We start from the raw sequence: 25,345 nt of genomic DNA, 5'->3' as shown, positions 1-25,345 counted from the left end.
GGGTATCCTTGAGGGGTATGTATGAGACCTTTACATTTTATAAGGCTCAAGAAGAAACGGCTGCCGCCGTCCTCTTTGGCGGCGCAGCAGGTTTCTTCCCTTAGAAATAGAAGCAAAGTATGGAGGAATTTTAACCTTTCTAATATTTTAAGAAAGCCGGCTCCTTAGCCTCTGGGCAGAGTCTAAAGAGCTGGCTTTTTCCTTACATTTCGGCTAGTTCGCTTTCCAGCGGTCGTACGCCGTTTGATACAATTCGGCCATACGCTCGCCGCCCATCTTCCGGATCGTCCCGATATAGGAATCCCAACTGCTCAGCGGTTCCTGTCCGGTAACGAACCTGGCCTCCATCTGCTCGACATAAGTGTCAAGATCAGACTGCAGACTGGTAACCTCGGCCTGCTCTTCCGGCGTCAGGAACAAGACAGGGAAAGGAATGCGCGCTCCGCGGTCAAGCAGCTTTTCCTTGGACTCTTTCTCCACCCATCTGTCAAAATCCGTCGCAAGGCCTTTGCCGATCTCTCCGGTCATCATGCCGGGAGTCGGAATCCCGTAGTTTGGCGTAAGAGTGGCACGGAAGTCTTCCCGTTCGATTCCGCCGGGAACAGGCAGCCATTCTTTGGTGTGTGCAGCTTTATCGGTATATTTCCAAAGCGTTCCTTCAGGACCCTTGTCAAACAATACGGCGCCATCGTAAGCGTACATGTAGTCAACCCAGCGCAGACTGGCTTCGGGCGATGGATTGGTGTTGGTAATGGCGTAAGCGCCGCCTGTAACGCCCTTATTCCTGGCGATGGCAGGCTTATCGACGCTGTCGCTCCTGACCGGGCTGAACATCGGATCGTCGGTGCTTGGCTCTCCGCCAAGGGTGAAGTAAGCATGCCAGTCCGAGAAGAGCGCGATCTGGTCGTTACCGGCTTTTGCCTTTTTTTGATCCGCGGTTTGGGAGAAGGTCTCATGGTCCAGCAGCTCCTCGCTCCACAAGCGGTTCAGATAGGTCAGATAGGCCTTGTAGCCTTCCTCCATCGGGGTATAATGCACTTTGCTCTGATCGTCGACATAAATTTTGTCCTCATAGATGCCGAAGGCCCCGAGCAGCCATGCGCGGATTTCCTTAAGCTTGACCAGAGACAGCGGAATCTCGTCCTGTTTGCCGTTTCCGTTCGGGTCTTCTTCCTTGACCCGCTTCAAATAAGTGTACAGCTCCTCGGTTGTTTCGGGCAGCTTATCGATCTTAAGCGATTTCAGAAAATCGCCGTTGTACCAGAGTGGATTGCGGTACCACGGCTGAGCCAGATCAACCTTCGGCAGCGAGTAGATATGTCCATCGGGTGCGGTAATGGATTTGCGGATATCAGGATTGTCCTCCAGAATCTTGTTCACGTTCGGCGCATACTGGGGGATCAAATCCTCAAGCGGAATGAGGATGCCCTGGCTTCCATAATTCAGCTCTTCCGCGGGAGTCAATCCGGCGGCAAAGAAAATATCAGGGTATTCACCGCTGGCGAACACCAGATTTTTTTTGGTCTCGAAGCTGTCCTTGGGCGCATTCTGAAATTCCAGGCGGATGTTCGTCAGCTTCTCCATTTCCTGAATAACAGGCATATCCTTCCAGTTCTGAATCCCTACGTCGGGGGCCATCATCGTTAAGGTTAATGGATCATCCACAATAGGGAAGCCTTCCTTGTGAACCAGCTCCGACTCTTGCGAAGCCCCTCCGGTCTCGGAATCCGATGAGCTGCAGCCGGCCAATGTGATGATAAGCGCAGCCGTCACGATCAGAATTGTGCTTTTTTTAAATGCCCGCATACTTAAACCCCTCTCCTTGAACATATGTGATCTGGTCAAACTGGTTAAACATAAAATAACTCCCTGGCTGCCGTCATTCACCTCCCCGGCCGGTGCCGGAGAGGATGGCCCGGGCTAGCCTTTTACCGAACCGATCATCACGCCTTGAACAAAATAGCGCTGCAGGAAAGGATAGACCGCTATAATCGGCAGCGTGGACACGACAATCGCCGCGTATTTCACCAGCGAGGCCACCTCGGCTTTATTGTTCATCGCTGCCGCCATATCTCCGCTGACCGCAGCGCCGGTTGTCTCGGCGGACATTTCCTGAAGCACGAGAATCTGGCGCAAAATAAGCTGCAGCGGATATTTGGATTCCGTGTTGAGGTAGATCAGGGCATTAAAATAACTGTTCCAATGCATGACGCCGTAAAACAATGCCATCACGGCAATAATCGGCCCCGACAGCGGCAGGATGATGCGCAGGAACAGCCCCGTGTTCGTACAGCCGTCGATATGGGCGGCTTCCTGAAGCTCTCTTGGGACCGTGGTCTGGAAAAAGGTTCTCGCCACGACAATATTCCAAACGCTCGCGGCAGCGGGCAGAATCAGGGCGCCCATCGTATTCATCAGACCGAGACTCTTCACCAGCAGATAGGTGGGCACCAAACCGCCGCCGAAGAACATCGTGACCAGGATCAGGCCCATGAACAATCCGCGGCCTGCGAAATCAGAACGGCTCAAGGCGTATGCCGCAGGCAGCGTAACAAACAGATTCAGCGCTGTTCCGAGCACGGTGTAGATGACGGTATTCAGGTAACCGCTCCAGATTTTGGAGTTTCCGAATACCCGGCTATACCCGTCCAGATTCAGACCCTTGGGGAGCAGCCACATTTCGCCAGAGCTGACATATTTCGGATCACTGACCGACGCGCTGATAATGAACAGAACGGGATACAGCACCACGATCAGCGCAATGAACAGATAGATGTAGTTCATGAGGACGAACAGCTTGTCGGCTCTTGTTTCTTTCACACCTGAAAGCATGCTTCAAACCCCCTCCTTTACCAAAGACTTGTTTCGCTGGTACGGCGTGCGATCCGGTTGACGGCAATAAGCAGGATGGCGTTGACCACCGAATTGAACAGTCCTACAGCCGTTGAGAAGCTGTATTGGGCGCTGACCAGACCCGAGCGGTAGACAAAGGTGGATATGACATCCGAAGCGCTCATATTAAGCGGATTTTGCAGCAGCAGAATTTTCTCAAAGCCAACGCCCAGAATATTCCCCATATTCAAAATCAGCATGATCGTGATGGTTGGCACAATGGTCGGAATGTTGATATGCAGCATTCGTTTAAAGCGGCTTGCGCCGTCCATGATGCCGGCCTCATGAAGCTGCGGGTCAACGCTGGACAAGGCGGCAAGATAGATAATCGTACCCCAGCCTGCGCTCTGCCAGACTCCGGAGAGGACATAAACCGTCTTGAACCAGGCCGGGTCCGTCAGAAAGTCAGCCGCCTGGAAACCAAGTCCCTCGACAATACGCACAATGATGCCCGAGGTCGGCGACAGGAAGGTAATGATCATTCCGGCCATTACGACGACCGAAATGAAATGCGGCGCATAAGTAATCGTTTGCACAGATCGTTTGAAAAACCCGCTTCGCACTTCATTGAAGGCCAGCGCCAGAATAATGGGAAGCGGAAATCCGATTGCCAGCTCATAGAGGCTGATGCTGAAGGTGTTCCACAGCAGATCCCGGAAGTAATACGAATGGAAGAAGCGTTCAAAGTGATCGAAGCCGACCCATGGACTTCCGGCAATCCCCTTTGTGGGAATGAAATTTTTGAAAGCGATCTGGATGCCGTACATGGGTATGTAATGAAAAATAATGAAATAAAGCAGTGCGGGAGTCATAAATAAATACAGTTCCCAGTTCCGCAAAATCCGGTTCCGGTTTCGCCTGTTCAGCTGCCCCGCATCGAGCGGGAGAACTCCCCTCTTGGGAGCGGCGGTCTCGAACGCGAGAGCATCCTGGTCATTTCGTTTCATGGCATCCATCCCCTCGTTTCTAATTTGATGTGTCATGTACTTCTGCCGGATTATATACCTGCACCGCACCGATGCCGGCAATCAAATTGTAGACAGACCGGCCAGGGCCGGTAAATATGTAGAATATGAATTGTCATGTCCAAACACACGCGAAGCCATATGGCATAAGGATTATTGAGAGCGCTTTATCGAGATGGAATATGTAGAATTTACGGCATAAACGATATATTCATATTTGACATATTGCACTGCGGCACAGGATAAGTAAACGATTCCAGCGTATTTTGCCGCCATTTTTGAATTTTCTCAAGGTCCAGACGCTCCCCTTCATCCCAGGATGAAGCGGCTGACACCGTCCTTTGGCGGATAAGTCAAAGCTTCTTCATCTTTGAAATAAAGCAATTTTCCCCGGTCCATGAAGCGTAAAAATATATGCGCCGCGGAACTGCCGCACAGAAAAAGGACATCCCGCAGGATGCCCGTTTTGTAATATGTTAAGTTTCGATATCCATTAATAGCTTTTTGCGGCCAATTGATCCAGACGCTTGAAGGTGTACCCCTGTACACGGGCATCGTCTATGATTTTGCCCAGCGCCTTGGCGTTATCCTCCGACACGGTATGCAGCAGGATAACTGCACCCGGGTGAAGCTGCGACATGACACTGTCATAGGCATGCTTCCAGCCCCTTTGCGCTTTCGTATCCCAGTCCTTGTAGGCCACAGACCAGAAGACACTGATATAGCCCTGCTCCCTGCTTGCTGTGAGCACGCGTTCGCTGAAGATGCCGCGAGGAGGGCGAAGATAGTTCATCTCCTCCTGCCCTGTCAGCTCCGTCACGCCCCTTTTCACACGCGCGAGTTCATTTGCAATCTGCTCGCTTGTGATCGTGCTCATATCCGGGTGGCTCCATGAATGGTTGCCGATCAGATGCCCTTCGGCGGCCATCCGTTTGACCAGCTCAGGCTGATCCTTAATATAATGGCCGGTGACGAAGAAGATCGCCGGCGTCTGCTTCTCTTTCAGCACGTCCAGAATTCCTGCCGTATAGCCATTCTCATAGCCGTTATCGAATGTAAGATACAGCTCTTTCTTTGCCGTATCTCCCAGGAAGATGGCGTCCTGCTTTTGAAGAAGGCTCTGAAACCCTTCTTCCCTGATGGAGGGCAGCGCCCCCTTTACGCTTTTCTTGAAGCCAAAATGGAATGTTCCGCCCGGTGCGGCGGATACGGCTCCTATGCTTGCAAAGAGAACAATGGCTGCGATGAGAAAAGCGCCTGCACCTGCTGCATATCGTTTTGTCATGAAATCCCGCCTTAATGAACAGGCCCGTGTAAGGAGCTGTCCGTATGGTATGTACAGCGGTATTATGCCACGGCAGCCGGAAAATATGCCCTCATCCAACATAGATTAGCCATCTGTACCTGCTTCTGAATCCGGAATCTTAGCTGCAAAAAGAAAAGGAGCTGCCTCGAAGGCAGCCCCCATTCCTTTAAAACAAACATATCTTACAGCAGTTCCAGCATTCTGTTGATAATAACTGCCGCTTGAGCACGATTAGCAATGCCCTTCGGTGTAAAGGTGTCGGCTGTTGTGCCGTTAATGACACCCGCTTCTGCCAATAGTGCGACTGAATCCTTGGCGTACGAAGCAATTTTGGCATTGTCTTTGAATTTGGACAATACTGCCGCCGCATCGCTTACAGCAACATTTTTTGCATTAGTCAGCACATTAGCAGCCATAATTGCCATTTCTTCACGGGTAATTGGCCGGTTAGGATCAAATTTACCGTTTCCAACCCCTTTTACCACACCCGCATTGACGGCGGAGGCTACGAAGCGGTAATACCAGGCTTCCGGTTTCACATCGGTGAAGGAAACCGTCGCCTCCTCATCCGTCAAATCAAAGGCACGGACAAGCATGGTCAGGAATTCTGCTCTTGTCACTTGCTTCAGCGGAGCAAAATTCTCGCCATCCACTCCATTGATGATGCCTTTGGCAGCCAGGTTTTCGATCGCGCTTTGCGCCCAGGATGCTACAGGTCCAAGATCCTTGAAATCCGGAACATTAACAGGCTCCGTTGGTTCGACAGGTGTTGTCGGTTCAGTTGGTGTTGGATCAGCCGGTGCCGATTGATCAGGCGTTGGAGTTACAGGATAGTACGGATAGTATGGAATGTCTCCGTTGTCTCCATTGTCACCAGGCTCTACCGGAGGATCCACTGGCGGGTTCACCGGTGGTTCCGGTTTTTCAGGTGTCTCACCATTTCCATCATCGACAGATCCGGGGGCAGCTGGAGGGGCTGCGGTAAAGATCGAATTCGAGAGCAGGCGGAATTGGGCCTGCGGATGTGCACGGTTCGTCAATTCATTGGCGAACACCGTCACATTGACCAGATCTTTTTTATAGGTGAAGCCCATTGTTTGGCCCTTAATCACTTCATGTTTCGGCCACCAGCCGGCGATGAAGAAATCTTCATCCGAGCTTGCAGTTGCGAGTACATTTGCTCCTTCAGGAAGAGCTGTGATATAAGATCCCGATACGGTGTACAAATAATCCGTTTCATTATACGGAGCTGTAATCAGGTTGTCTTGTACCAAATTTGATTTGAACAATCCTTCATGCGCATTGCCGGTCGTTGCAAAATTGAAACCAGGCAGCAAACCGGAGCTTTTCAATCCATTCATGGCCGTTCTTCCATAGCCGATATATGGTTTCCCTGCGCTGATCAGACTGTTGCTTCCAGTTGAATTTACGAGGACGTCACTTGCTGCAGGGTCAGTGGAAACATTAAAGCCAAGACCCTTGAGCGCGAAAGCAGGAACGCCTGTTGCGGCTACAGTCACCGGTTTAAGCACCTTGCCGTCTTTATTGCCTTTATCGTCGAACGGCACGACATCCAGCAGGTATTTCTCCATCACGGTTTTAAGGTTGGAATAGGAGACAAGGAAATCGCCCATTTCATAGCCTTCTCCGCCGTAATTCAGCAGGGTAACCGATTTTCCTTGGCCGATCAATTCATTAACGGCTTGAACAGCCTCATTATTGGTGTTGCGAATGACATAATGAGATGTATAGCCAGGAACTGTCGTCGACGGAATTTCCACCGATTCTACTTCATCTGTTTTTCCAGTGAATACACCTGCATCACGGACAATATAGCGGTCGAAGCCTCTCATATAAGAGAAACTCTGCACGATATCCGCATACATCTCGCTAAAATCGGATACGTCGATGCCGTCATACAGAACCAGATTGGCATACCCCCGTTTGGCCTGATGCATATTGACGACATAGCTTCCGGCAGGATATACCTTATCCCCTACAGTAACCGGAGCAGTAGATTTTTCTACCTTGACGCTGTTATGAAGCAGGTATTGCACCATTTTGTAGGTTTCAAGCGAATTCTTTTGCAGTCCTTTGTCTACCGGCAGTACATAATATTCAGGGAAGAAGTTCTCTTCACCATCGCGTGGTCTGCCGATTTCTTCGTATTTTGCATTGACCAAATATTTGTCAACCGAATAGCTGTCCGTTCCTTCAATGCCGCGTTTGTACACTTCCAGTTGATTGAGGAACAGCTGTTTCTTGTTGTCCAGCACATATTTGGTTGATGCCAAAGCAGCAGAGTAGAGGGCGGTTACCGAGTCTTCATTAAGCTCAGGAATTTCAAGGGTATGACCAAGGGCTCCTTGATGCATGGCGAATACGGCGGTATAAGCAGGGGAAGCATCATCCCAGCCCGTTGCATTGGCAATTGGCTTGTAGTTTGGATCCTCGGCCTTTTTCCGGGCTTCTTCATACGGAATATGGTACTTTGGAATTCTATTGTCCGTACTGGCAACACCCGCCCGGCCCATGGCGTTAGCCTGGTCGACCATGCTGTTGATCAACAGATCGAACTCAAAGTTCGGATCATGCGGAGGCGTACACGGCTCGATCAGAAAGTCTTTGACAAAACCATGGAAATCCAGGAAGGAAAGCGGAGACCATTTTGCGATTTCACTGGCCACGATTTGCGTTTCCGGTTGTGTTTGGTAGGAATTATCGCGGTTCAGGTCAAAGCCGTTGGCATTCTGACGGACATTGTGGTAGCGGCCATCCGGATTTTCCGTATAGTTCATAAGGAAAATGACGTTGTCCAGCGCCTGGTCCACATTAATCGTTACCGTTTGTGGTTTACCCGCGACATCGGTTGTTTCATACGCAGCCGTGTCTTCTTTTGACATCGTTCTAAACATATTGAGGATAGCATCAATACCTGGCGCTTCATCCGGATGAATATTATTCAGCCAAATCGGCACCTTGTAGTTGGTCATCTTGCCGCTTTTGATTTTGTTTTGAAGTCCCTTAGGATCGTTAATCATTTGTGGAAGAGTCTCATTCACATATTGGTCAACAGAAGCTTTATCTTTAGCCAATATCGTGAAGTAAATATCGCGGCCTTCAACAGACTTGCCCAGTACACGGGTTTCAATGTAACGGTCTAATTGTGCGGCTGCGGTAATGGCTTCAATCTCGGGTTTAATTTCATCATACGTATGGTAAGATACATACGGATTTAATTTAATCGGTCCGCCTGCGATGACATTGCCCATTGGACCTTGAACAGCCAGGTCATTTGTGGCAATCATCTCAGGGTATCTTGAGCGGAACGTGCCGGAAAGATTGGTCGTTCCATAAAGCACATCGAATGCGATTTTGGCTTTGACGGTATTTCCTTCAACAACAGGCGTTCCTTCCAGATAAATAAAAGGATCTCCATTGTATCCGGCAGGAGCAACTGTGCTCCATTTCTTCCACTCGGAGAGCGGTTTTCCGCCGTAAGTCCACTGCAGGTCATTAACTGTAGTATTGATAGGCAGATCGAACTGTACGTCAATCGTCGTCTTATAGGTCATTGACGCGACATTTGAGCTTAATTTAAGCTCCTGAGGCTCCTGGATTTCCATCAACAGCGTTGATAGCACTTGGGTAAAAGTACTTAGATGCTGTTCAATCCTGCCTGGGTAGGTTTCAATGATATGATCAAGCTTGTCTTTACCGGTATGCCAAACTTCTCCCTCAAGCGCGGTTTGGGTATAGCCGTCCAATTCGCCAAGGGTCCAGTTCGTCGCTTCCAGGTAGCCGTAAGGAATACCTGCGTCTTCGAATGCAGCATGGTCACTCCAGTCGCCGGTTGTCGTCGCCGGATACTCCGGGTTTAGACCAGGATTGGTTTGCATGTCCAGGCCCAGGCGCTTAGCAATAGCCAGACCCTGGTCACGGGCAAAACCCGAAAATCCTGCACTGCCGTACATATACATATAATCGCCGACAGCAAGGCTATCCATGTTGATCATGACGACTGTGTTCTTCTTCTCATCGTCCGTCATTTGGGATACATAATAATTGGAGCCCCTCAGGCCTGCTTCCTCTGCGCCAAATGCGATGAATTTAATCGTGTAAGGCGTATCCTTCAGCGCTACCGTCTTGGCAGCTTCCAATAAAACCGCAATTCCCGATGCGTTATCGTCCGCGCCCATGCTTCCGCCTGAGCTAACCGAATCGTAATGCGCACCGACGATTACCGTTCTAGGGGATATCCCCGGCTTGACGGCAATGATATTGCTGGTATTAACGGTATTGCCTCCACGAGTGTAAGTGAAAGGTTGAAGGGTTGTCTGCAAGCCGATCTTCTCGAACTCGCCTTTAATATAATCACGAGCTTCTTGGTCCTTCAGGCTGCCTGCAGTACGAGTACCGATGGTTGTCGCCAGGTAAGTCAGATATTGTGAAGCCGCATATCCTGGCTGTCCTTCCGGTATGTTAAGCACTGGCGCCGCCAAAGCCTTCAACTGCGCTTCGTCCGCCTGTTCGTCTGCAATTTCATCCGTTGGCTGGTCAGCAGGCTGTTCGGCTTGTTCATCCGTCGGAACATCTACCGGCTGATCCTGTGGCACATCCTGCGGTTGATCCGTCGGCTGGTCCTCAGTCTGCTCCGCTGGTACACCGTCCGGATCCGCCGATGGATCTGTAACCGTGTCACCTGGATCCGCCGAGCTATCCGGATCACCCGATTCCGGATTGGTGACAGCGTCCGGATCAGCTGCAGGGGTATCTTCTCCGGTTGGAGTTTCGCCAGAATCAACGACTACTCCAGGTTCCCCGCCGCCTGTTTCTTCTGCATATGCTGCCGGCACAAGCGCCGAGATCGCCAGCATGAATACCAACAGCAGAGAAATCGTTCTTTTTGCTAGCATCTTTCGAAACATGGTATTCCTCCTTTTTTCTACAAAACGGATGAAAGATTCATAGACTCGAAACGTGCACAAAAAATGCAAGCCTTCAATCAACGGACCATTGCAACGAACCTGTTCGTTTCTGTGCCGCCTTTGATCGAAAACTTCCCCCAGAAAACATCGCTGCCCTCATGTCCGCTAAACATCACTCCATTCGCTGCCGGCCTTGCTGTTCTTCTACTTTTAAGCCGGATAGGTTTCTTTTAATTATGTATACAATATACATAACACAATATATTATATTCGTTAAGTATTATAACATCGACCTTGAAACCTCACAACATATTTTTGGTAAAATTCCGTAGATTTATAGAGAAAACCGCATTTTTTCCCCCTCTATCTGACATGATTCGTGCATTCAACCAAAAATTCGAGTTTTAATGTCATTAAATGTTACATAAAGTCTCAAAAGTCCTGCCTTCTACACTTTGCGTGAAGTCAGCTTCGCTTGTGTAAACAGAAGCAAATAGTCGTGTCCGCCGGCTTTGGAGTCGGTTCCTGACATATTGAAACCGCCAAATGGATGGACACCTACAAGCGCCCCCGTACATTTGCGGTTGATGTACAAATTCCCGCAATGGATCTGCTCCAGCGCGGTTTCAATACGTCCTTCGTCAGTTGAGAAGAACGCTCCCGTCAGGCCAAATTCCGTATCGTTATAGATGCGGATCGCATCCTGCCAATCCTTGGCTTTGGCGATAGCCAGTACCGGCCCGAATATCTCCTCCTGCATAATTGCCGCATCAGGCTCCACGTCCGAGAACACCGTCGGCTGAATGAAATAACCGCCTTCCGGTCCGCGTCCTCCGCCAACGAGGAGCTTTCCTTCCGCTCTGCCCGTCTCGATATAGTCCAGAATACGCTCGAAGGAGCTCCGGTCGATGACAGGACCTATTGGCGCGTTATCCTCAGGACTGCCGATAGCCAGACGCACTGCCCTTTCCGCGATTTTGCCTGTCAGTTCGTCATAGACGGATTCCACGATAATGGCACGCGAGCCCGCGGAGCACTTCTGTCCCTGAAAACCGAAGGCAGACGCTACAATGGCGTCAGCCGCAGCATCAAGATCCGCGGTCTCATCCACAACGATCCCGTCCTTGCCTCCCATCTCCGCTACGACCCTTTTGATCCAAATTTGCCCTTCGGATTGTTCGGCAGCCAGCTTGTTTATTCGGAGCCCTACTTCTTTCGAGCCTGTAAAGCTGATAAATCTGGTTTTGGGATGGCTTGTCAAATAATCGCCAATTTCCGCGCCGCTTCCCGGCAAATATTGAATGACATCGGCCGGAAATCCCGCCTCCACCATCAGCTCGTAGAACTTATAGGCAATGACCGGCGTCGTGGAAGCAGGCTTCATAATGATCGTGTTCCCCGAGACAACTGCCGCTGAAGCCATTCCCGCGCAAATCGCAAGCGGAAAATTCCATGGCGGAATGACAATGCCTACCCCAAGCGGGATATAATGCAGCCGGTTATCCTCGCCGGCCTTCCCTACCAGCGGCTGCCTGTCGTTGGTTTGCGCCAATTTGACCATTTCACGCGCATAATACTCCATAAAATCAATCGCTTCTGCCGTGTCCGCATCAGCCTCCGCCCAGTTCTTGCCTGATTCCATAACCAGCCAGGCCGAAAACTCATGCTTGCGCGCGCGCATCCGGCCCGCTGCCTGAACCAGCAGTACCGCCCGTTCCTCTGCAGGCGTCTGTTTCCACGATTCGAATGCCCCCAGCGAAGCCTGCATCGCCTGTTCGGCCTGTTCCCGGCTCGCCTTGCTCACCGATCCGATAATTTGGCTTATATCCGCAGGATTAATCGACACAGTCCTCTCGGCCGTCAATATCGCTTTCCCGCCAATATGAAGGGGATACTCCTTTCCAAGCTCCAACTTCACGCCTGCAATCGCCTCCGTGATGGCCCTGCGGTTCTCCTCCTGACTGAAATCCGTCAACGGTTCATTGACGAACGGTGCAAACAACTCATTTTTCGGCATACTGAAATCCCCTATTTCCACATATTTTTTAATACAAACCAGACATTCGCAGGCCTCTCCGCCAGCCTGCGCATGAAATAGCCGAACCAGTCTCCCCCATAGGGCACATAGATTCTGACCCTGAAGCCCTCCTTGGTCAACTGATCCTGCAGGTCTTCGCTGATTCCGTACAGCATCTGGAATTCAAAACGATCCTGATGAATATCATTTGCTTTTATCCAGGCGGCAGATGCTTTAATAACTTCCCGGTCATGGGTGGCGATTGCCGCGTATCCATACTTCAGCTGTTCTCGGATCAGCATCACGAACTGCTTATCCACCTCCGATTTCTGCGGGTAGGCGACCTGCTCCGATTCCTTGTAGGCGCCCTTCACCAACCGCAAATTAGATGCCGATGCCTCCCCAAGCTCACGGATATCCTGCCCTGACCGCCGCAGATATGCCTGAATGACAATCCCCACATTCTCGTATTCCTGCCGTAGCTCCTTATATAAATCAAGCGCAGGCTGACAATGGGCATAATCCTCCATGTCGATCCGCACGAAATTCCCCAGGGATGCTGCACGATTCAGGATGAGCCTCATATGATTGCGGCATAGCTCCGGACTGACATCCAGCCCCAGGCTGGTCAGCTTCAAGGAGAGATTCGACTGTACGCCCGCTTCGGCAATCGCATCAAGCGTTTGCAGGCACATGCCGGCCGCAATGGCCGCTTCTCTCTCATCTCCTACGAATTCGCCGAGATGGTCCAGCGTTGCCAGCTTCCCCTGCTCGTTCAACCGCTTCACGGTTTCGACCGCCTCCCGGATGGTCGCGCCCGCCACAAACCTGCGCGCTCCTATCCGTAGTCCATACCTTGCGGCCAATTGCCCGGCCCGTCTGCTGCGGCCAAGCGACAAGAAAAAATTGCGCATCAACGCTTCCATCCGCTGCCCATCCTTCCGTGCTTACAGGATTCGCTTGCCAAGCAGAGAGGAAGCCAGCTCCACCGCAAGACGTGCCGTGCGCCTGTCATAATCAAGGAGCGGGTTCACTTCTACAATGTCCATCGATGTAACCCGCTGCGATTCCGAGAGCAGCTCAAGCGCAAAATGCGCTTCCCGGTAGTTCAGCCCGCCAGGCACAGGCGTGCCGACTCCTGCCGCCTCCTGCGGATCAAGACAATCCATATCAAAGCTGAGATGAATGCCGTCCGTTCCATTCCCGGCAATTTCAATGGCTTTCTTGACGACCGTCTCAATACCCATCCGGTCAATCTCATGCATCGAGAAAACAGTAATTCCTTCCGAGCGTATAAGCTCCCTCTCGCCTGGATCAAGATCCCTTGCCCCGACGATGACAATATTCTCCTTCTTGATCAGCGAGCCCGCGCCTGGAATATCCGTAAGTTTAAAATTGGATTTTCCGATTGCCACTGCGAGCGCCATCCCGTGCAGATTTCCCGACGGTGTCGTTTCCTCTGTGTTCAGGTCGCCATGCGCGTCGAACCAAATGACGCCGAGATTGTTGTAATGGCCCGTCAAGCCTGCAAGCGAACCAATGGCGACGCTGTGATCTCCGCCCAGAATAAGCGGGAAGGAATCATTAATGGCTGCGCGGTACACCTGTTCACCAACAAGGCCGCTCATTTCCATCACTTCCGGAAGGTATTTTATTTTGGACGGCGTTCCTTGCGAGAACGGTTTAATCGGACAATCGACCTCATGTTCACTCTCCAGGTGAATATCCATACTGCGGATTTTACGCACAAGCCCGGCTTTAATAATGCTTTCGGGACCCAGCTCCGTTCCGGCACGGCCGCTTCCCAGCCAGAATGGAACGCTGATAAGCCTCACTTTCTTATGTTCACTTCCAGAGTCTTGCTTCTGCGGATTCATTGAAGACCGGTTCAGGTTCAATTCCATCGTAATCTCACTCTCCTTATGGCTTGAGCAGGTTGTGCTTCAAGTTTATGCTTTATGTCAGTACACGTTCGATTCGTTCCAGGGCCCAGTCAATCTCCTCTTTCTCAATGGTCAGCGGAGGGGCAAAACGGATGGTCGTCTCGTGGGTCTCCTTACAGAGAAGCCCATGCCGCATCAACTCCTCGCAGAAAGGCCGGGCGGCCGTGTCCAGCTCGACTCCGATAAATAATCCCCGTCCACGGATTTCCCGGATATGCGGGCTATTGATCGCAGCAAGCCTTTCGGCAAAATAGCTGCCCAGGGACGCCGAGCGTTCAACGAGCTGTTCCTCTTCCAGAACCTCAAGAGCTGCAATGGCCACTGCGCAAGCAAGCGGATTGCCGCCGAAGGTCGAGCCATGCGAACCCGGTTCGAATACATCCAATATCTCATTGCTTGCGGCAACGGCGGAAATTGGCATTACGCCTCCCCCCAGCGCCTTGCCCATGATGTACATATCCGGCTCGACCGATTCCCAATCACAGGCGAAGCGCCGGCCTGTTCGTCCGAAGCCCGTCTGGATCTCGTCGGCGACAAACAGAACGCGATTCTCTCGGCAGAGTTGGCTGGCTTGCGACAAATATCCGGCAGGAGGAATTACAATTCCCGCCTCTCCCTGAATAGGCTCAACCAGAAATGCAGCCGTATTCGGCGTTATCGCCTGTTTAAGCGCATCGATATCCCCATAAGGAACAAGCTTGAAGCCTGGCGTGAACGGTCCAAAGTCCTTCTTGTACTCCTCCGAAGACGAGAAAGAAGTGACTGTAATCGTGCGCCCGTGAAAATTACCCGCGCACACGATGATTTCCGCCTGATCCTGCGGCACGCCCTTATGCCGGTAGGCCCAGCGCCTTACAGCTTTGACCGCCGTTTCCACGGCTTCCGCGCCCGTATTCATCGCTAGAATTTTTGGTTTCCCGGTATAATGGGCAAGCTTCTCGTAGAATAAGCCCGGCGTGCTGCTGTGAAAGGCCCGGGAGGTCAGTGTTACTTTATCTGCCTGCTCCTTCAGGGCCGCTATGATTTTGGGGTGGCGATGCCCTTGATTCAGCGCCGAATAAGCGCTCAGCATATCCATATAACGGTTTCCTTCAGGATCCTCCACCCATACCCCCCGCGCGTGTGAAATAACAATGGGCAGCGGATGATAATTATGTGCCCCGTAGCGATCCGACAGCTCCATTACGGCCTGTGATCCCTTGGTCTCCATCTGATTGTCAGCCCCCTTGTATTATGTATACAAAATACTATATTCATATATTCTTTCAAAAAATCCCGGATTGCGGCATCACTCTCCAGGATTATGGCAATTCTTCAGCTATGTCAAAATCAAAGCACCTTGGACAAAAATTCCTTGGTCCGCGGGTGCTGCGGATGTAGAAGCACTTCCTTCGGAACGCCCTCTTCCACGATTTTCCCGCCATCCATAAACAACAGCCGGTCCCCCACTTCCCGGGCAAAGCCCATTTCATGGGTAACGATCGTCATCGTCATGCCGCCCTGCGCCATCTGCTTCATGACATCCAGCACTTCTCCGACCATCTCCGGGTCAAGGGCCGAGGTCGGCTCATCGAACAGCATAACATCCGGCTGCATCGCAAGCGCACGGGCGATGGCAATCCGCTGCTTCTGTCCGCCTGACAGACTATCCGGATACGCGCCGCGCTTGTCCTCCAGCCCCACCCGGCGCAGCAGCTCAACCGCAATGCCTTCGGCTTCCTTTGGTGACATCTTCTTGAGCTTCCGCGGCGCAAGCGTCAGATTGTCCATTACGCTCATATGCGGAAACAGATTGAAATGCTGGAATACCATCCCCATCTTCTGGCGGATTGCATTCAGATCCGTCTGCTTGCCGGTAACCATTCTGTCCTCGAACAGAATTTCGCCGGAAGTCGGTTCTTCCAGCCGGTTCAGGCAGCGCAGAAACGTGCTTTTGCCGGAGCCGCTCGGTCCGATGATGACGACAACCTCGCCCTTGCGGATCTCGGTATCGATGCCCTTCAGGATCTCATTTTTTCCAAACGACTTGCGTAATCCCTGTACCTTGATCATTGGTTTCTCAGCCTTCTTTCCAACGCGCCCAGCAGCTTGGACAACGTGAATGTCATGACAAAGTAGATTGCAGCAGCTACAAGAAGCGGCTCCATCGGCTGGAATATAACACCTTGAACCGTTCTTGCGCTGTACATCAGCTCTGCAATACCGACTGAAGAAATCAACGAAGAATCCTTAATGATGACAATAAATTCATTGCCGATCGCCGGCAGCATATTGCGAAAAGCCTGGGGGAGCACAATCAGACGCATCGTCATGCTCCGCGTCATTCCAAGCGACCGTGCCGCCTCTGTCTGTCCCTTGTCAATCGCCTCAATACCCGCCCGGAAGACCTCCGCCATATAGGCGGCACTGTTGATGGTCAAAGTAACAATACCGGCAATAAAGGGAGACAGGTTTATACCGAATTCCGTCAGACCATAATAGATGATAAATACCTGCACCAGCATCGGCGTACCCCGGATAATTTCAATGTAGGCCGATGCCACGAACTTCAGCGACCAAATGCGCGAAATGCGCATCAGAGCAAAGCCCACGCCAAGCAAGGTTCCAAGGAGAACGCCGAAGAACGACAGCTGCAGGGTATACCAGGCGCCATGCAGATAGGTCCGCCAGTGGTCCGCCAGAAATGAAAAGTCAAAATCCATTTAACTTCGACTCCGTCCGTTCGTTATTCCCCGACAAGCTCATTCGCTTCAACGACGAAACGATCAATATCGCCGCCATCCTTCAAACGTTTAATCGTGGCGTTAATGCTGTCAACAAGCTCTTGGTTGCCCTTCTTAACCGCGATTGCCGCTCCGGCTTCTTCCGCAGACTGTTCAATCTTCACGTCAGAGACAACTATGTCGGATTGTGTCAGAACATATTGGTCCGCAACGGGCTTCTCCAGGATAACCGCGTCTACGCGTCCGCTCGTCAATTCAAGAATAATTTCCGGAATTTTGGCCAATGATGTAAGCTTTGCTCCCTCAATCTCTTGGGCGATCCCTTCTTGAATAGAGCCTTTTTGAACGCCGATTTTTTTGTTTTTCAAGTTATCCAGCGTTTTATATTGCTCGGCCTGATCCTTTTTCACCAGAATGCCTTGCTCTGCCAAATAGTAAAGATCAGAGAAGTCCACATTCTTCTTACGCTCTTCCGTTGGCGTCATGCCTGAGATAACCATGTCCACCTTGCCTGTGTCCAGAGCAAGCAGCAAACCGTCAAAATCCATATCCGAGATTTCCAGCTCCGCATTCATATCCTTGGCAATTTCGTTGGCAATGGCGATATCGAATCCGACAATGGTATCTTTGCCGTCAATCGTTTTATGAAATTCATACGGGGCATAGTCGGCGCTTGTTCCGAGTACAATCTTCGTTTTCTCTTCTGTTGGGGCAGGAGCGGCATTACCACCGCTGGCATTGGTCTCTCCGGAAGCATTTCCGGAAGTATTTCCGTTCCCGGTTCCATTTCCGTTCTGTCCGCAAGCGGTTAGAACTACCATGACCGTAACCAGCAATAACAGCATCTTCTTCATTCTCTCATCTCTCCCAATCTTTGTTTGGCTCTGCTCAATATGTCCCCCGTCAGGCTCAACAATTAAATTTGTATACAATATACATTGCACAATATACGTTGTTTACGTAAACTATTATAACACCAGTCTTTTATGTCCACAAGATAATTTTTCACCCCTTCCAATGGTAGGATTTACAACGCTTACAATGTTATGATACCTTACATATTGCGAGAGCGAGGTTGCTTGAACAACTAGGAAAGCAATGATAAGATATAGGTAAATATTGTTTCATCCCTTCCATCTTTCGACCCAATTACCTATAATTCGATTAAATGCTCCTTTGGCGGGAATTGGGTATATTGCTTCTTGACAGCATAATTGGTTCTTGCAGATCCATGTGCGTTTTCCATAGAAAATCTCTGCTAAATGATATCCATAATAACTTAGACTGTTGGATGAAATCTTGTGGAGAGACTTATCTCGGTCGAAAAGGAGACTGGCATGCAAGCGCCAAAATATCAATCACTCAAGGATCATGTGTACAATTACATTGCCCAAAAAATACAGGACGGCACGCTGCTCCCCAACCAAAAGATCAATGAAGCGGAGATCTGCAAGAAGCTGGATATCAGCAGGACTCCGACACGGGAAGCTTTATTTCAGCTGACTTCCGATAACCTGCTGGAGTATCTGCCCCGCAGGGGTTTTACGGTAAAAGCCTTTGATTCCAAAAAAAAGCTGGATTTCTCGCGCATCATCGGCACCCTGGATGCACTTGCCGCCACACTTGCCGTAGATCATCTGCAGGAATCCGATCTTATTGAGATGGAGAAGCTCGTGAATAAAATGGATCAAGACATCAACCGGCTTGATTTCACCGATTACCATGCGGACCAATACCAATTTCATGAAATCTACACCCATAAATCCGACAATCCAATATTGATCGATATGCTGGTATCCCTGAAGAACGGCTTCGTCCGGCAATCATACTCCAGCGAAGACAAGAAGAAGCTTGCTGCGGTAATGAATGAGGTAAACTCCGAGCACCGCAGAATCGTCGAGCTGCTCCGCCTCAAGGATAAGGAGCAGCTGGAGTGCACCTTGAAATACCACTGGCGCATTATCGATACCGATATGCTGTGATGATCGGGACTTGATCTAATCCCGGAAACCTTACCCCGGATAAAAACATCGAAAACGCAGCTTCTCTTGCGCAGAGAGGACTGCGTTTTCTTTTCTCCGATAGCGGCACTTGTCTGGATATCATTACCATCAGGTAAGCATCCTATTCTGATACCGGCCATGCTTTCATCGCATGTCCTACAACCCGGTTCAGCTTTTCGCGGGAAGCCCCGCTGGCGGCTTCTACAGCCAAGCCAAAGAGTACCGTTGAAAAGTAATGGCCCAAATCTGCAGTATCGGTGCCGTCCGGCAATTCCCCTTCATCTTTAGCACGCTCAATGCGCAGCCGGATCACAGCCTCGGTTGCCGCACGGCGCTGAATCAGTTCCTTACGGATCGGCTCCGCTTCCTCTCCGCAGGAAAGCGCACCGTGAACAGTCAAACAACCCGGCGGGTGGCTGTCCTCCGTAAACGTTACAATCGCACCGTACAATGCTTTCTCTATGGCATCGCGCCCTTTCGCTTCACGAAGCGCCACCAGAAAGACACCCGATGTTTCATCCACATAAAGATCAACAACTTTATAAAACAGTTCCTCTTTGTTGCCAAAAGCGGCGTACAAACTGGGTCGGTTGATCCCCATAGCTGACGTCAGATCGGATAACGTCGTGCCCTCGTAGCCCTTCTCCCAGAACAAATGCATAGCTTGTTCCAACGCTTCCTGCATATTAAACGCGCGGGGACGTCCCTTGGCCATTGCAAGCTCCCCCTCACTGATTTTATTTTTGTACCAATGAGTAAATTTTATTGGATATCCATACTTATGTCAAGGATGTCAGCGTGGATCAGCAGCTGTGACGCCACTCTTAAGAGAAATCCAGCTTCCTGAAATATTCCATTTTGCTATTAATGAATCCATTGTCAAAGTCGGCCGCTCCTATAAATTTCGATTCACTGAAGCATAAGCCAAAAAGCCAGAGCTGTCGAAGCGCAACAAATATCGGGACAGCTTTCACGTCATTCCCACTGATTGGCCTGATGTCTCTGTAGCTGTTTAAAAAGGCCTCCCAAAGCCCTTCCACTTCATCTTTATCGTGTCCGCTATATAGCCGCAGGAAACAAATTCACTTTTACCCCACCTTTTTAAAATTGCATATCCGCCAATAACTATACCATATTCTGGCGGGCTGACTTCCTAAATTCACCTTCCCTCCAGACGGACTGTCCGGTCATTCTTGCGGTAATCGAGCGGCGTTAAGCCGACATGCTCCGAGAACAGCCGGGAGAAGTATCGCGAATTCGGAATACCAACGCGCTCAGCAACCTCATACACCTTCAAATCCGTCGTTCTCAACAGCCCTCTCGCCTGATTCAGACGGACCTCCTGGACATAGTCATGGAAGCTTTGCCCGGTTTCCGTGCGGAAGAGCGCGGCGAACCAGCTGGGGCTCAGACTCACGCGCCTCGCGGTCTCCGCCAGTTCGATCTGGGCATAATCGCTTGCTATCAAGGAAATGGCCTTACGGATCTCCGTGCGCATATGTCCGGGAGATGAAGAAGAGGGGCGGCACTGAAGCAGCCTGTCGGCGGTTTGTCTTGCTGCACCAATTAAAGCGGAAGCATGAAGCGCCGTCTCGGCCGCCTGCTTGAATCTGTCCGGCAGCGCTTCGCTGCCCGTCTCCCCAAGCTGCTCCCACCCGAAGGCTTCCAGCTGCGCATGAATGGCCTGTGCCATCTGTCTGACCTGGCCTGGCGCAGGCCGGCACGTTGTACCGATCTGGTCCGCCCACTCTCTTAACAAAATTCCGGCCTGAGGGCCGTCAACCTGGCGGGCGGCATTGCCCATTTCCGCCAGCAGCACACGGAAGCGCTCCTGCGGAAAACATGTGAAACCAACAGCCTCCTCTTCCCTGACAATTTCTCTTGAAGGAACATAGAAGCCCCTGTCGCATAGCGCCAGCCCCTGCTGATACGCGCGGGGCAATTCACATGGCCTGTGATAAACCGGACCGGCAGCGACCACATAATCGCCGAAACCCGGGCTGCTGTGAAGCTTTTCTTCGATCCGGCTGCACTGCCTGCTGTACCATCCGTAGAAGGAAGCATCATTTTCACGCTGCGTGGAATAAAAATACAAGCACCAAGTGTCCGGTGTCATCCGAACCGGAAGGTACCTCCTCTCTTGATCCCCCTCCCCCTCCTCATGCCCGAACAGCTCCTCTGACCACGCCTCCTGAAGCGGCAGCGCCGTCCGGATAACGGCAAGCGCATAAACGGGATGGACAAAGCCCGCCTGCTTCAAGCTCAGCAGCATATGCTCCGAAGGGAACAACAACAGCTCCTGCAGCTGGATGCGCACAATAAGCTCGGTCTCCACATGCTCTTTGCGAAGCGAAGCAGCTGTCCGCTGGAGGGTACCCACAAACTCTTCCTCGCTGAGCATCACCTTCGTCAAATAATCCCCCGCCCCAAACCTCAGCGCCAGCTGTACCTTGTCAAAATCCTCATAACAGGTCAGCAGCACCACCTTCGGCGGGGAGGGCTGCTGCTGAAGCTGCCGGAGCAGCTCCAGTCCGTCCATAACAGGCATGCCGATATCCGTAACGACAATATCCGGCTTCAGCCGTTTCACACATTGGAGCGCCTGAAGCCCGTTCTCCGCTTCACCCACAATTTCGAAGCCGCGCGAGGCCAGTTCAAATCCGCGAATCCGGCGGAGCGCAAGCGGTTCATCATCAACCAGCAGTAATTTGACGGTTTGGTCCACCTGGTCCATCCTCCGTTTCAATCATCCTCAGTCTGACAGTCACGATCGTGCCTGCTGCTGAATCGCTCTCGATCCATAATCCGTAGCCGTGGCCATAGTACAGCTGCACCCGTTCATGCACATTGCGGAACCCGATATGATTGCTGCTGCTTTGAGAAGCGCCGTCTGCCCCGAGTCCTTTTCTCAGCAGACCGTCGATCTTCTCCTTGCTCATCCCTACACCATTATCCGCGACGATGATTTCCAGATCCTTGCCTGATTGTCTGACCGTGACCGACAGCTTTCCCTTTCTGTCCATGAGAGGGCGCAAACCGTGAAAAACCGCATTTTCCACAATCGGCTGCAGCACCAGCTTCAATACCGGTACAGCGGCAAGCTCCCGGGACGGATCTTCCACCGAGAATTCGAAGCGGTCCTCGTAACGGACGGACTGGATGTACAGGTAATCCTTCACATAGGTCAGCTCCTCGTCCAGCCGCCGCAGAACACGGGTGCGGTCCAGTCCGTATTTGAGCAGGCGGATCAGGACCGCCATGACGCGGTGGATATCGTCCCTGCTTTTGAAATCAACCATAATATCGATCGTATTGAGCGTGTTGTACAGAAAATGAGGGTTGATCTGCGAAAGCAGCATTTGAAAATCTGCCTGCCTCTTCTGTTCCTCCGTCTGCTTCAGCGTCACGATCAGCTCTTGAATGGTGCGCATCATCCGGTTGAATTCCCGCGCCATTTCCCCGAATTCATCCTGCCGCGCAACCTCGAATTGATGATCCAGATGGCCTGTGGCAATATGCCGGATGCCCTTCGTGAGCGAAGTAATGGGCTTCGTAAACCACCAGGAGACGCCGATATATAGAAAAATAAGTCCTGCCGAGCCAAGCAGCAGAATCATGATCGCGAATTGAACGATCGGCCTGTATTTATTTTCGAGCGTCTTCACGTCGCCGACGATAACAACCTTCCAGAACGGAGCCTGATTCATGTCGGAGATGACGTAATATTCCCCGTTTTGCTCAAAGTTCGCCTTGGCCGCTGAAAGCGTTTGCGTATTTCGTTCTGCGTATTCCAGCGTTTCATAGCTGTTGCGCGCTACAATCGTGATGGAATAAATCAGCCTGTCATTGCGGTCATAAAGCAGCGTGCGCGTGTCATAGCTGCCGGCAAAAGCGGCGCTCCGCTGCACGATGCTGGTCACGTCGGTAACAAAAGCCAATACCCCTTCCTGTTTGCCGTCCTCATCAATAACCTGCTTGGTTACGATGCTGACGAGGCTGTTCGGCCCCGTTGAACCCATGGTTGATGTGAACGGCTCCGACCAGACGACGCCATTCCTGGAATCCGTGCTTTGTCCCCGGATAACGCCAATTTCCTTCTGCCCGAAGCTGTCCCAGAAATACTCCGGATAACCGGCAATCAATCCGTCATGCCGAAGATAGACAACGCCCCGGACCAGCTCCGGCCTAGTCTGTGCAGCTGCCTCCATGGACCGGATCCAGTCCGCCGGCCCCTTCTCCCCATACAGGATGTCATTCTCAATGCCAAGCACATTGAGCACCAGATCATTCATCTGGCTCTCCATTAACCTTACCGACTGCACGACCATACCGTTCAGAGCGCTGTCCTGCGTCTGACGCAGAAAGGACGTTGTATTCGACTGCGCGAGCAGGATGACTGCCGCCTCCAGAATGAGACTCGGCATAATCAGCCAGATGAGCAGCTTGGTCCGCGCCCCGATTCGTCCGCTTCGCCGCATGGCCTGCACCTTCTTTCCTTCAGACTGACACCGCCGTACAATCAAAGTATACCTGCCGCCGCCCGGTGGTCAAGGCGTTGGCAGGTATGCATAGAAGTCCGATGATAAAGTCAGCTGTGCAGGAGGAACCGGTTAAACGCCAATCCTCTGAAAGTCCGTTGATTAACTGGCGGAGCAGGGGGAAATGCATGCGCAGCCGGATTTTTTCACCGGACGTTTAAAGTACGCGCTGGTTGTGCCTGGTCCGATAAGACTTCAGACTACGGCTTCTCTACCCTCAGCTGCCCGGCAGCCTGATCAATCAGCATCTGGCCGCCTGCCTTCTTCCATTCCTCCACATATTGATCCCAATCATCAAAGCTCCGTTTGCCCAGCACGAAGGAAATCTCATTCTTCTGCACAAAATCCTGCAGCCGGTTGGTGGTTGGCCCATCCAAATTGAGCAGCATATCGTAATTGGTCACACGCGGATATGCCCGGACTTCATCCTGGTATTTGTCGCCCGGTTCGTTATACGGGAATTCGGCGGAATACTTGTGACGCTCCCAGATGAGCGTATAACCGACCGACTGCCAATCCATCATGCCCTTGAGCTCAGGCTTCATTTCGTTCTGCAGCTTCACCATATCGGAATCATAGAAATAAGTGCCGTCGTCATTCTTGGTCACCTTGGTGTAATCCGGCCAAATTTCCGGTCCGCCCCCCTGGTTGCCGACCCAATAATATTTATTCGGATACTGCACCGCGTCCAGGAAATGCGCAATCCGTTTCATTTTGCCGGGGTCGTCGCCAACCTTCTTCGAGACAATGATAATGCCCCCTGGCGTACCGCCCGGTCCGAGCTTGCCTTCAGCATTCATGTCTGAGGTGAGCGGCGGAATCGGCGCCCAGTTCTTCATCGTTTCCGCATTGTTCTGCGAAGCGGAGTACTGCTCCTGCAGCAGGTTCCAGCCTGGATAATTGACCATGCCGATTTTGTTCTGGAGGGTATACGATTTGAACTGCTCCCATTGAATCGTATACCAATCCGGCGCCAGCAGCTTATTGTCATTGAGCTTCTTGGCATATTCCAGGAACGCCTTCGTTGTTCCGTCAAGCATCGGATGATTGATTTTGCCATCCTTCACATTCCAGCTGCGGTGACCGAACATATCGATGAGACCGGCCATCATGCCCCATCCCTGTCCCGCGCCGGCAGCGCCCATGAACCAGGTGTCCGCTTTGCCGTTGCCGTCCGGATCCTGCTCGGTGACCGCCTTGGCGTAAGCGAACAGCTCATCCGCCGTCTTCGGCATTTGCATGCCCAGCTTGGCAAGCCAATCCTGGCGGATAAAGTTGCCCCACACATCCGGGAATGTCGGCAGACGCGGAATACCGATCATTTTGCCGTCGTCGGTTGCCCATTTTCTGTATTCCTCCGTCACATAATTCATCATTTGCGGCATGTAGGGAAGCATCTGCGCGGCGTCAAGCAGCTGATCCTGTTTGAACAGTGCCTGGGCGACCGGCCTGTCGCCCAGCAGCACCACGTCCGGCGCGTCGCCGGACGCGAAGCGGACATTGGTCTTGTTGACCAGATCCTCCTGCGCCAGATTCGTGAAATTAATCTTCACATTGAAGGTTTTCTCGTAAAATTCCTTGATCATATCCTTGGTAGCCGGCTGATTAATAAAGCCCTGAAGCATAATGTCGATCGTATAGGATTTGCTCATATCGTCATACGCATAGCTCTTGTCGTAATCGACCGGAGCGGGGACATCCGGGAATGCTTCGGGATACTTGAGATCCTCCGGCTTGACTATACCTTCTTCAGAAGCGCCGCCTGCCGCGCCATCATTGCCAGTTTCATTTGCCGGTTTATCGCCGTTTCCAGTGGTTCCATTGGTTGTGCCAGTAGATGTCGAACCGTTATTCGAATTGCTGCTGCATGCTGCCAGCAGCAGCGTCAGAACAAGCAGCAGCGAGATCGTGATGGCGGTTGTTTTTCTGAACATGCCATATCCCCTTTTCATTCGTAAAATAGTGGTTGTCATCTATGCCAAGAAGCCCGCGGTGCTTCACCAGCAACTAATTATATGAATGGGCGCTTT

At 51.5% G+C, this 25,345-nt stretch carries 17 protein-coding genes; 1 reads left to right on the top strand and 16 read right to left on the bottom strand.

Annotated elements, in window-relative coordinates:
- Positions 1–213 precede the first annotated feature (213 nt).
- The 12 genes from AC0YOB_RS16330 to AC0YOB_RS16275 form a co-directional block, all read right to left on the bottom strand.
- The gene (locus tag AC0YOB_RS16330; RefSeq protein ID WP_475793679.1) at positions 214–1,806 is read right to left on the bottom strand and encodes a type 2 periplasmic-binding domain-containing protein; all 1,593 of its coding nucleotides are present in this window, start codon (positions 1,804–1,806) and stop codon (positions 214–216) included.
- A 114-nt stretch (positions 1,807–1,920) separates the two neighbouring features.
- Complete coding sequence (locus tag AC0YOB_RS16325; RefSeq protein ID WP_210044973.1) at positions 1,921–2,832, bottom strand: carbohydrate ABC transporter permease; 912 nt, start codon at positions 2,830–2,832, stop codon at positions 1,921–1,923.
- Between the two features lie 17 nt (positions 2,833–2,849).
- Positions 2,850–3,839 (bottom strand): ABC transporter permease, encoded by a 990-nt coding sequence (locus AC0YOB_RS16320; RefSeq protein WP_475793678.1) that lies wholly within the window; start codon positions 3,837–3,839, stop codon positions 2,850–2,852.
- 511 nt (positions 3,840–4,350) lie between these two features.
- Positions 4,351–5,142, bottom strand: a complete 792-nt coding sequence (gene pdaA, locus AC0YOB_RS16315; RefSeq protein ID WP_210044975.1) for a delta-lactam-biosynthetic de-N-acetylase — start codon at positions 5,140–5,142, stop codon at positions 4,351–4,353.
- A gap of 203 nt (positions 5,143–5,345) precedes the next feature.
- Positions 5,346–10,091 (bottom strand): M20/M25/M40 family metallo-hydrolase, encoded by a 4,746-nt coding sequence (locus tag AC0YOB_RS16310; RefSeq protein ID WP_475793677.1) that lies wholly within the window; start codon positions 10,089–10,091, stop codon positions 5,346–5,348.
- A 448-nt stretch (positions 10,092–10,539) separates the two neighbouring features.
- Positions 10,540–12,108, bottom strand: a complete 1,569-nt coding sequence (gene pruA / locus AC0YOB_RS16305; protein WP_475793676.1) for an L-glutamate gamma-semialdehyde dehydrogenase — start codon at positions 12,106–12,108, stop codon at positions 10,540–10,542.
- 11 nt (positions 12,109–12,119) lie between these two features.
- On the bottom strand, positions 12,120–13,034 hold the full coding sequence (locus tag AC0YOB_RS16300) for a proline dehydrogenase family protein (RefSeq protein ID WP_475793675.1): 915 nt from the start codon (positions 13,032–13,034) through the stop codon (positions 12,120–12,122).
- A gap of 21 nt (positions 13,035–13,055) precedes the next feature.
- Positions 13,056–14,012, bottom strand: a complete 957-nt coding sequence (rocF, locus tag AC0YOB_RS16295; protein ID WP_475793674.1) for an arginase — start codon at positions 14,010–14,012, stop codon at positions 13,056–13,058.
- Positions 14,013–14,064: 52 nt separating this feature from the next.
- Complete coding sequence (locus AC0YOB_RS16290; protein WP_475793673.1) at positions 14,065–15,261, bottom strand: ornithine--oxo-acid transaminase; 1,197 nt, start codon at positions 15,259–15,261, stop codon at positions 14,065–14,067.
- A gap of 119 nt (positions 15,262–15,380) precedes the next feature.
- On the bottom strand, positions 15,381–16,103 hold the full coding sequence (locus AC0YOB_RS16285) for an amino acid ABC transporter ATP-binding protein (protein WP_475793672.1): 723 nt from the start codon (positions 16,101–16,103) through the stop codon (positions 15,381–15,383).
- The gene (locus AC0YOB_RS16280; RefSeq protein WP_475793671.1) at positions 16,100–16,753 is read right to left on the bottom strand and encodes an amino acid ABC transporter permease; all 654 of its coding nucleotides are present in this window, start codon (positions 16,751–16,753) and stop codon (positions 16,100–16,102) included. The genes AC0YOB_RS16285 and AC0YOB_RS16280 overlap by 4 nt, the downstream gene beginning before the upstream one ends.
- A gap of 23 nt (positions 16,754–16,776) precedes the next feature.
- Entirely contained in the window at positions 16,777–17,628 is an 852-nt protein-coding gene (locus tag AC0YOB_RS16275; RefSeq protein WP_475793670.1) for a transporter substrate-binding domain-containing protein, read from the bottom strand.
- Positions 17,629–18,111: 483 nt separating this feature from the next.
- Here AC0YOB_RS16275 and AC0YOB_RS16270 point away from each other — a divergent pair, with 483 nt between their 5' ends.
- Positions 18,112–18,756: a GntR family transcriptional regulator gene (locus AC0YOB_RS16270; protein ID WP_475793669.1), complete on the top strand. Its 645-nt coding sequence runs from the start codon at positions 18,112–18,114 to the stop codon at positions 18,754–18,756.
- A gap of 142 nt (positions 18,757–18,898) precedes the next feature.
- Here the strand turns inward: AC0YOB_RS16270 and AC0YOB_RS16265 are convergent, their stop codons facing one another.
- The 4 genes from AC0YOB_RS16265 to AC0YOB_RS16250 form a co-directional block, all read right to left on the bottom strand.
- Positions 18,899–19,492: a TetR/AcrR family transcriptional regulator gene (locus tag AC0YOB_RS16265; protein WP_475793668.1), complete on the bottom strand. Its 594-nt coding sequence runs from the start codon at positions 19,490–19,492 to the stop codon at positions 18,899–18,901.
- 444 nt (positions 19,493–19,936) lie between these two features.
- Complete coding sequence (locus tag AC0YOB_RS16260) at positions 19,937–21,502, bottom strand: response regulator (protein WP_475793667.1); 1,566 nt, start codon at positions 21,500–21,502, stop codon at positions 19,937–19,939.
- Positions 21,471–23,255 (bottom strand): sensor histidine kinase, encoded by a 1,785-nt coding sequence (locus AC0YOB_RS16255; protein ID WP_475793666.1) that lies wholly within the window; start codon positions 23,253–23,255, stop codon positions 21,471–21,473. Before AC0YOB_RS16255 ends, AC0YOB_RS16260 begins: the two co-directional genes overlap by 32 nt.
- A gap of 260 nt (positions 23,256–23,515) precedes the next feature.
- Complete coding sequence (locus AC0YOB_RS16250) at positions 23,516–25,249, bottom strand: extracellular solute-binding protein (protein ID WP_475793665.1); 1,734 nt, start codon at positions 25,247–25,249, stop codon at positions 23,516–23,518.
- Positions 25,250–25,345 lie beyond the last annotated feature (96 nt).

This window comes from Paenibacillus sp. JT31N17 (assembly GCF_056269255.1).
This window is presented reverse-complemented; position numbering and strand designations above follow the sequence as displayed.

Excerpts from the sequence above, each read along its gene's own strand:
- AC0YOB_RS16280 (WP_475793671.1), bottom strand. The coding sequence starts at position 16,753 with ATGGATTTTGACTTTTCATTTCTGGCGGACCACTGGCGGACCTATCTG.
- AC0YOB_RS16300 (WP_475793675.1), bottom strand. The coding sequence starts at position 13,034 with ATGGAAGCGTTGATGCGCAATTTTTTCTTGTCGCTTGGCCGCAGCAGA.
- AC0YOB_RS16320 (WP_475793678.1), bottom strand. The coding sequence starts at position 3,839 with ATGAAACGAAATGACCAGGATGCTCTCGCGTTCGAGACCGCCGCTCCC.
- pruA (WP_475793676.1), bottom strand. The coding sequence starts at position 12,108 with ATGCCGAAAAATGAGTTGTTTGCACCGTTCGTCAATGAACCGTTGACG.
- rocF (WP_475793674.1), bottom strand. The coding sequence starts at position 14,012 with ATGGAATTGAACCTGAACCGGTCTTCAATGAATCCGCAGAAGCAAGAC.
- AC0YOB_RS16285 (WP_475793672.1), bottom strand. The coding sequence starts at position 16,103 with ATGATCAAGGTACAGGGATTACGCAAGTCGTTTGGAAAAAATGAGATC.
- AC0YOB_RS16325 (WP_210044973.1), bottom strand. The coding sequence starts at position 2,832 with ATGCTTTCAGGTGTGAAAGAAACAAGAGCCGACAAGCTGTTCGTCCTC.
- AC0YOB_RS16255 (WP_475793666.1), bottom strand. The coding sequence starts at position 23,255 with ATGCGGCGAAGCGGACGAATCGGGGCGCGGACCAAGCTGCTCATCTGG.
- AC0YOB_RS16270 (WP_475793669.1), top strand. The coding sequence starts at position 18,112 with ATGCAAGCGCCAAAATATCAATCACTCAAGGATCATGTGTACAATTAC.
- AC0YOB_RS16290 (WP_475793673.1), bottom strand. The coding sequence starts at position 15,261 with ATGGAGACCAAGGGATCACAGGCCGTAATGGAGCTGTCGGATCGCTAC.
- AC0YOB_RS16265 (WP_475793668.1), bottom strand. The coding sequence starts at position 19,492 with ATGGCCAAGGGACGTCCCCGCGCGTTTAATATGCAGGAAGCGTTGGAA.
- AC0YOB_RS16275 (WP_475793670.1), bottom strand. The coding sequence starts at position 17,628 with ATGAAGAAGATGCTGTTATTGCTGGTTACGGTCATGGTAGTTCTAACC.
- AC0YOB_RS16250 (WP_475793665.1), bottom strand. The coding sequence starts at position 25,249 with ATGTTCAGAAAAACAACCGCCATCACGATCTCGCTGCTGCTTGTTCTG.
- AC0YOB_RS16330 (WP_475793679.1), bottom strand. The coding sequence starts at position 1,806 with ATGCGGGCATTTAAAAAAAGCACAATTCTGATCGTGACGGCTGCGCTT.
- AC0YOB_RS16310 (WP_475793677.1), bottom strand. The coding sequence starts at position 10,091 with ATGTTTCGAAAGATGCTAGCAAAAAGAACGATTTCTCTGCTGTTGGTA.
- pdaA (WP_210044975.1), bottom strand. The coding sequence starts at position 5,142 with ATGACAAAACGATATGCAGCAGGTGCAGGCGCTTTTCTCATCGCAGCC.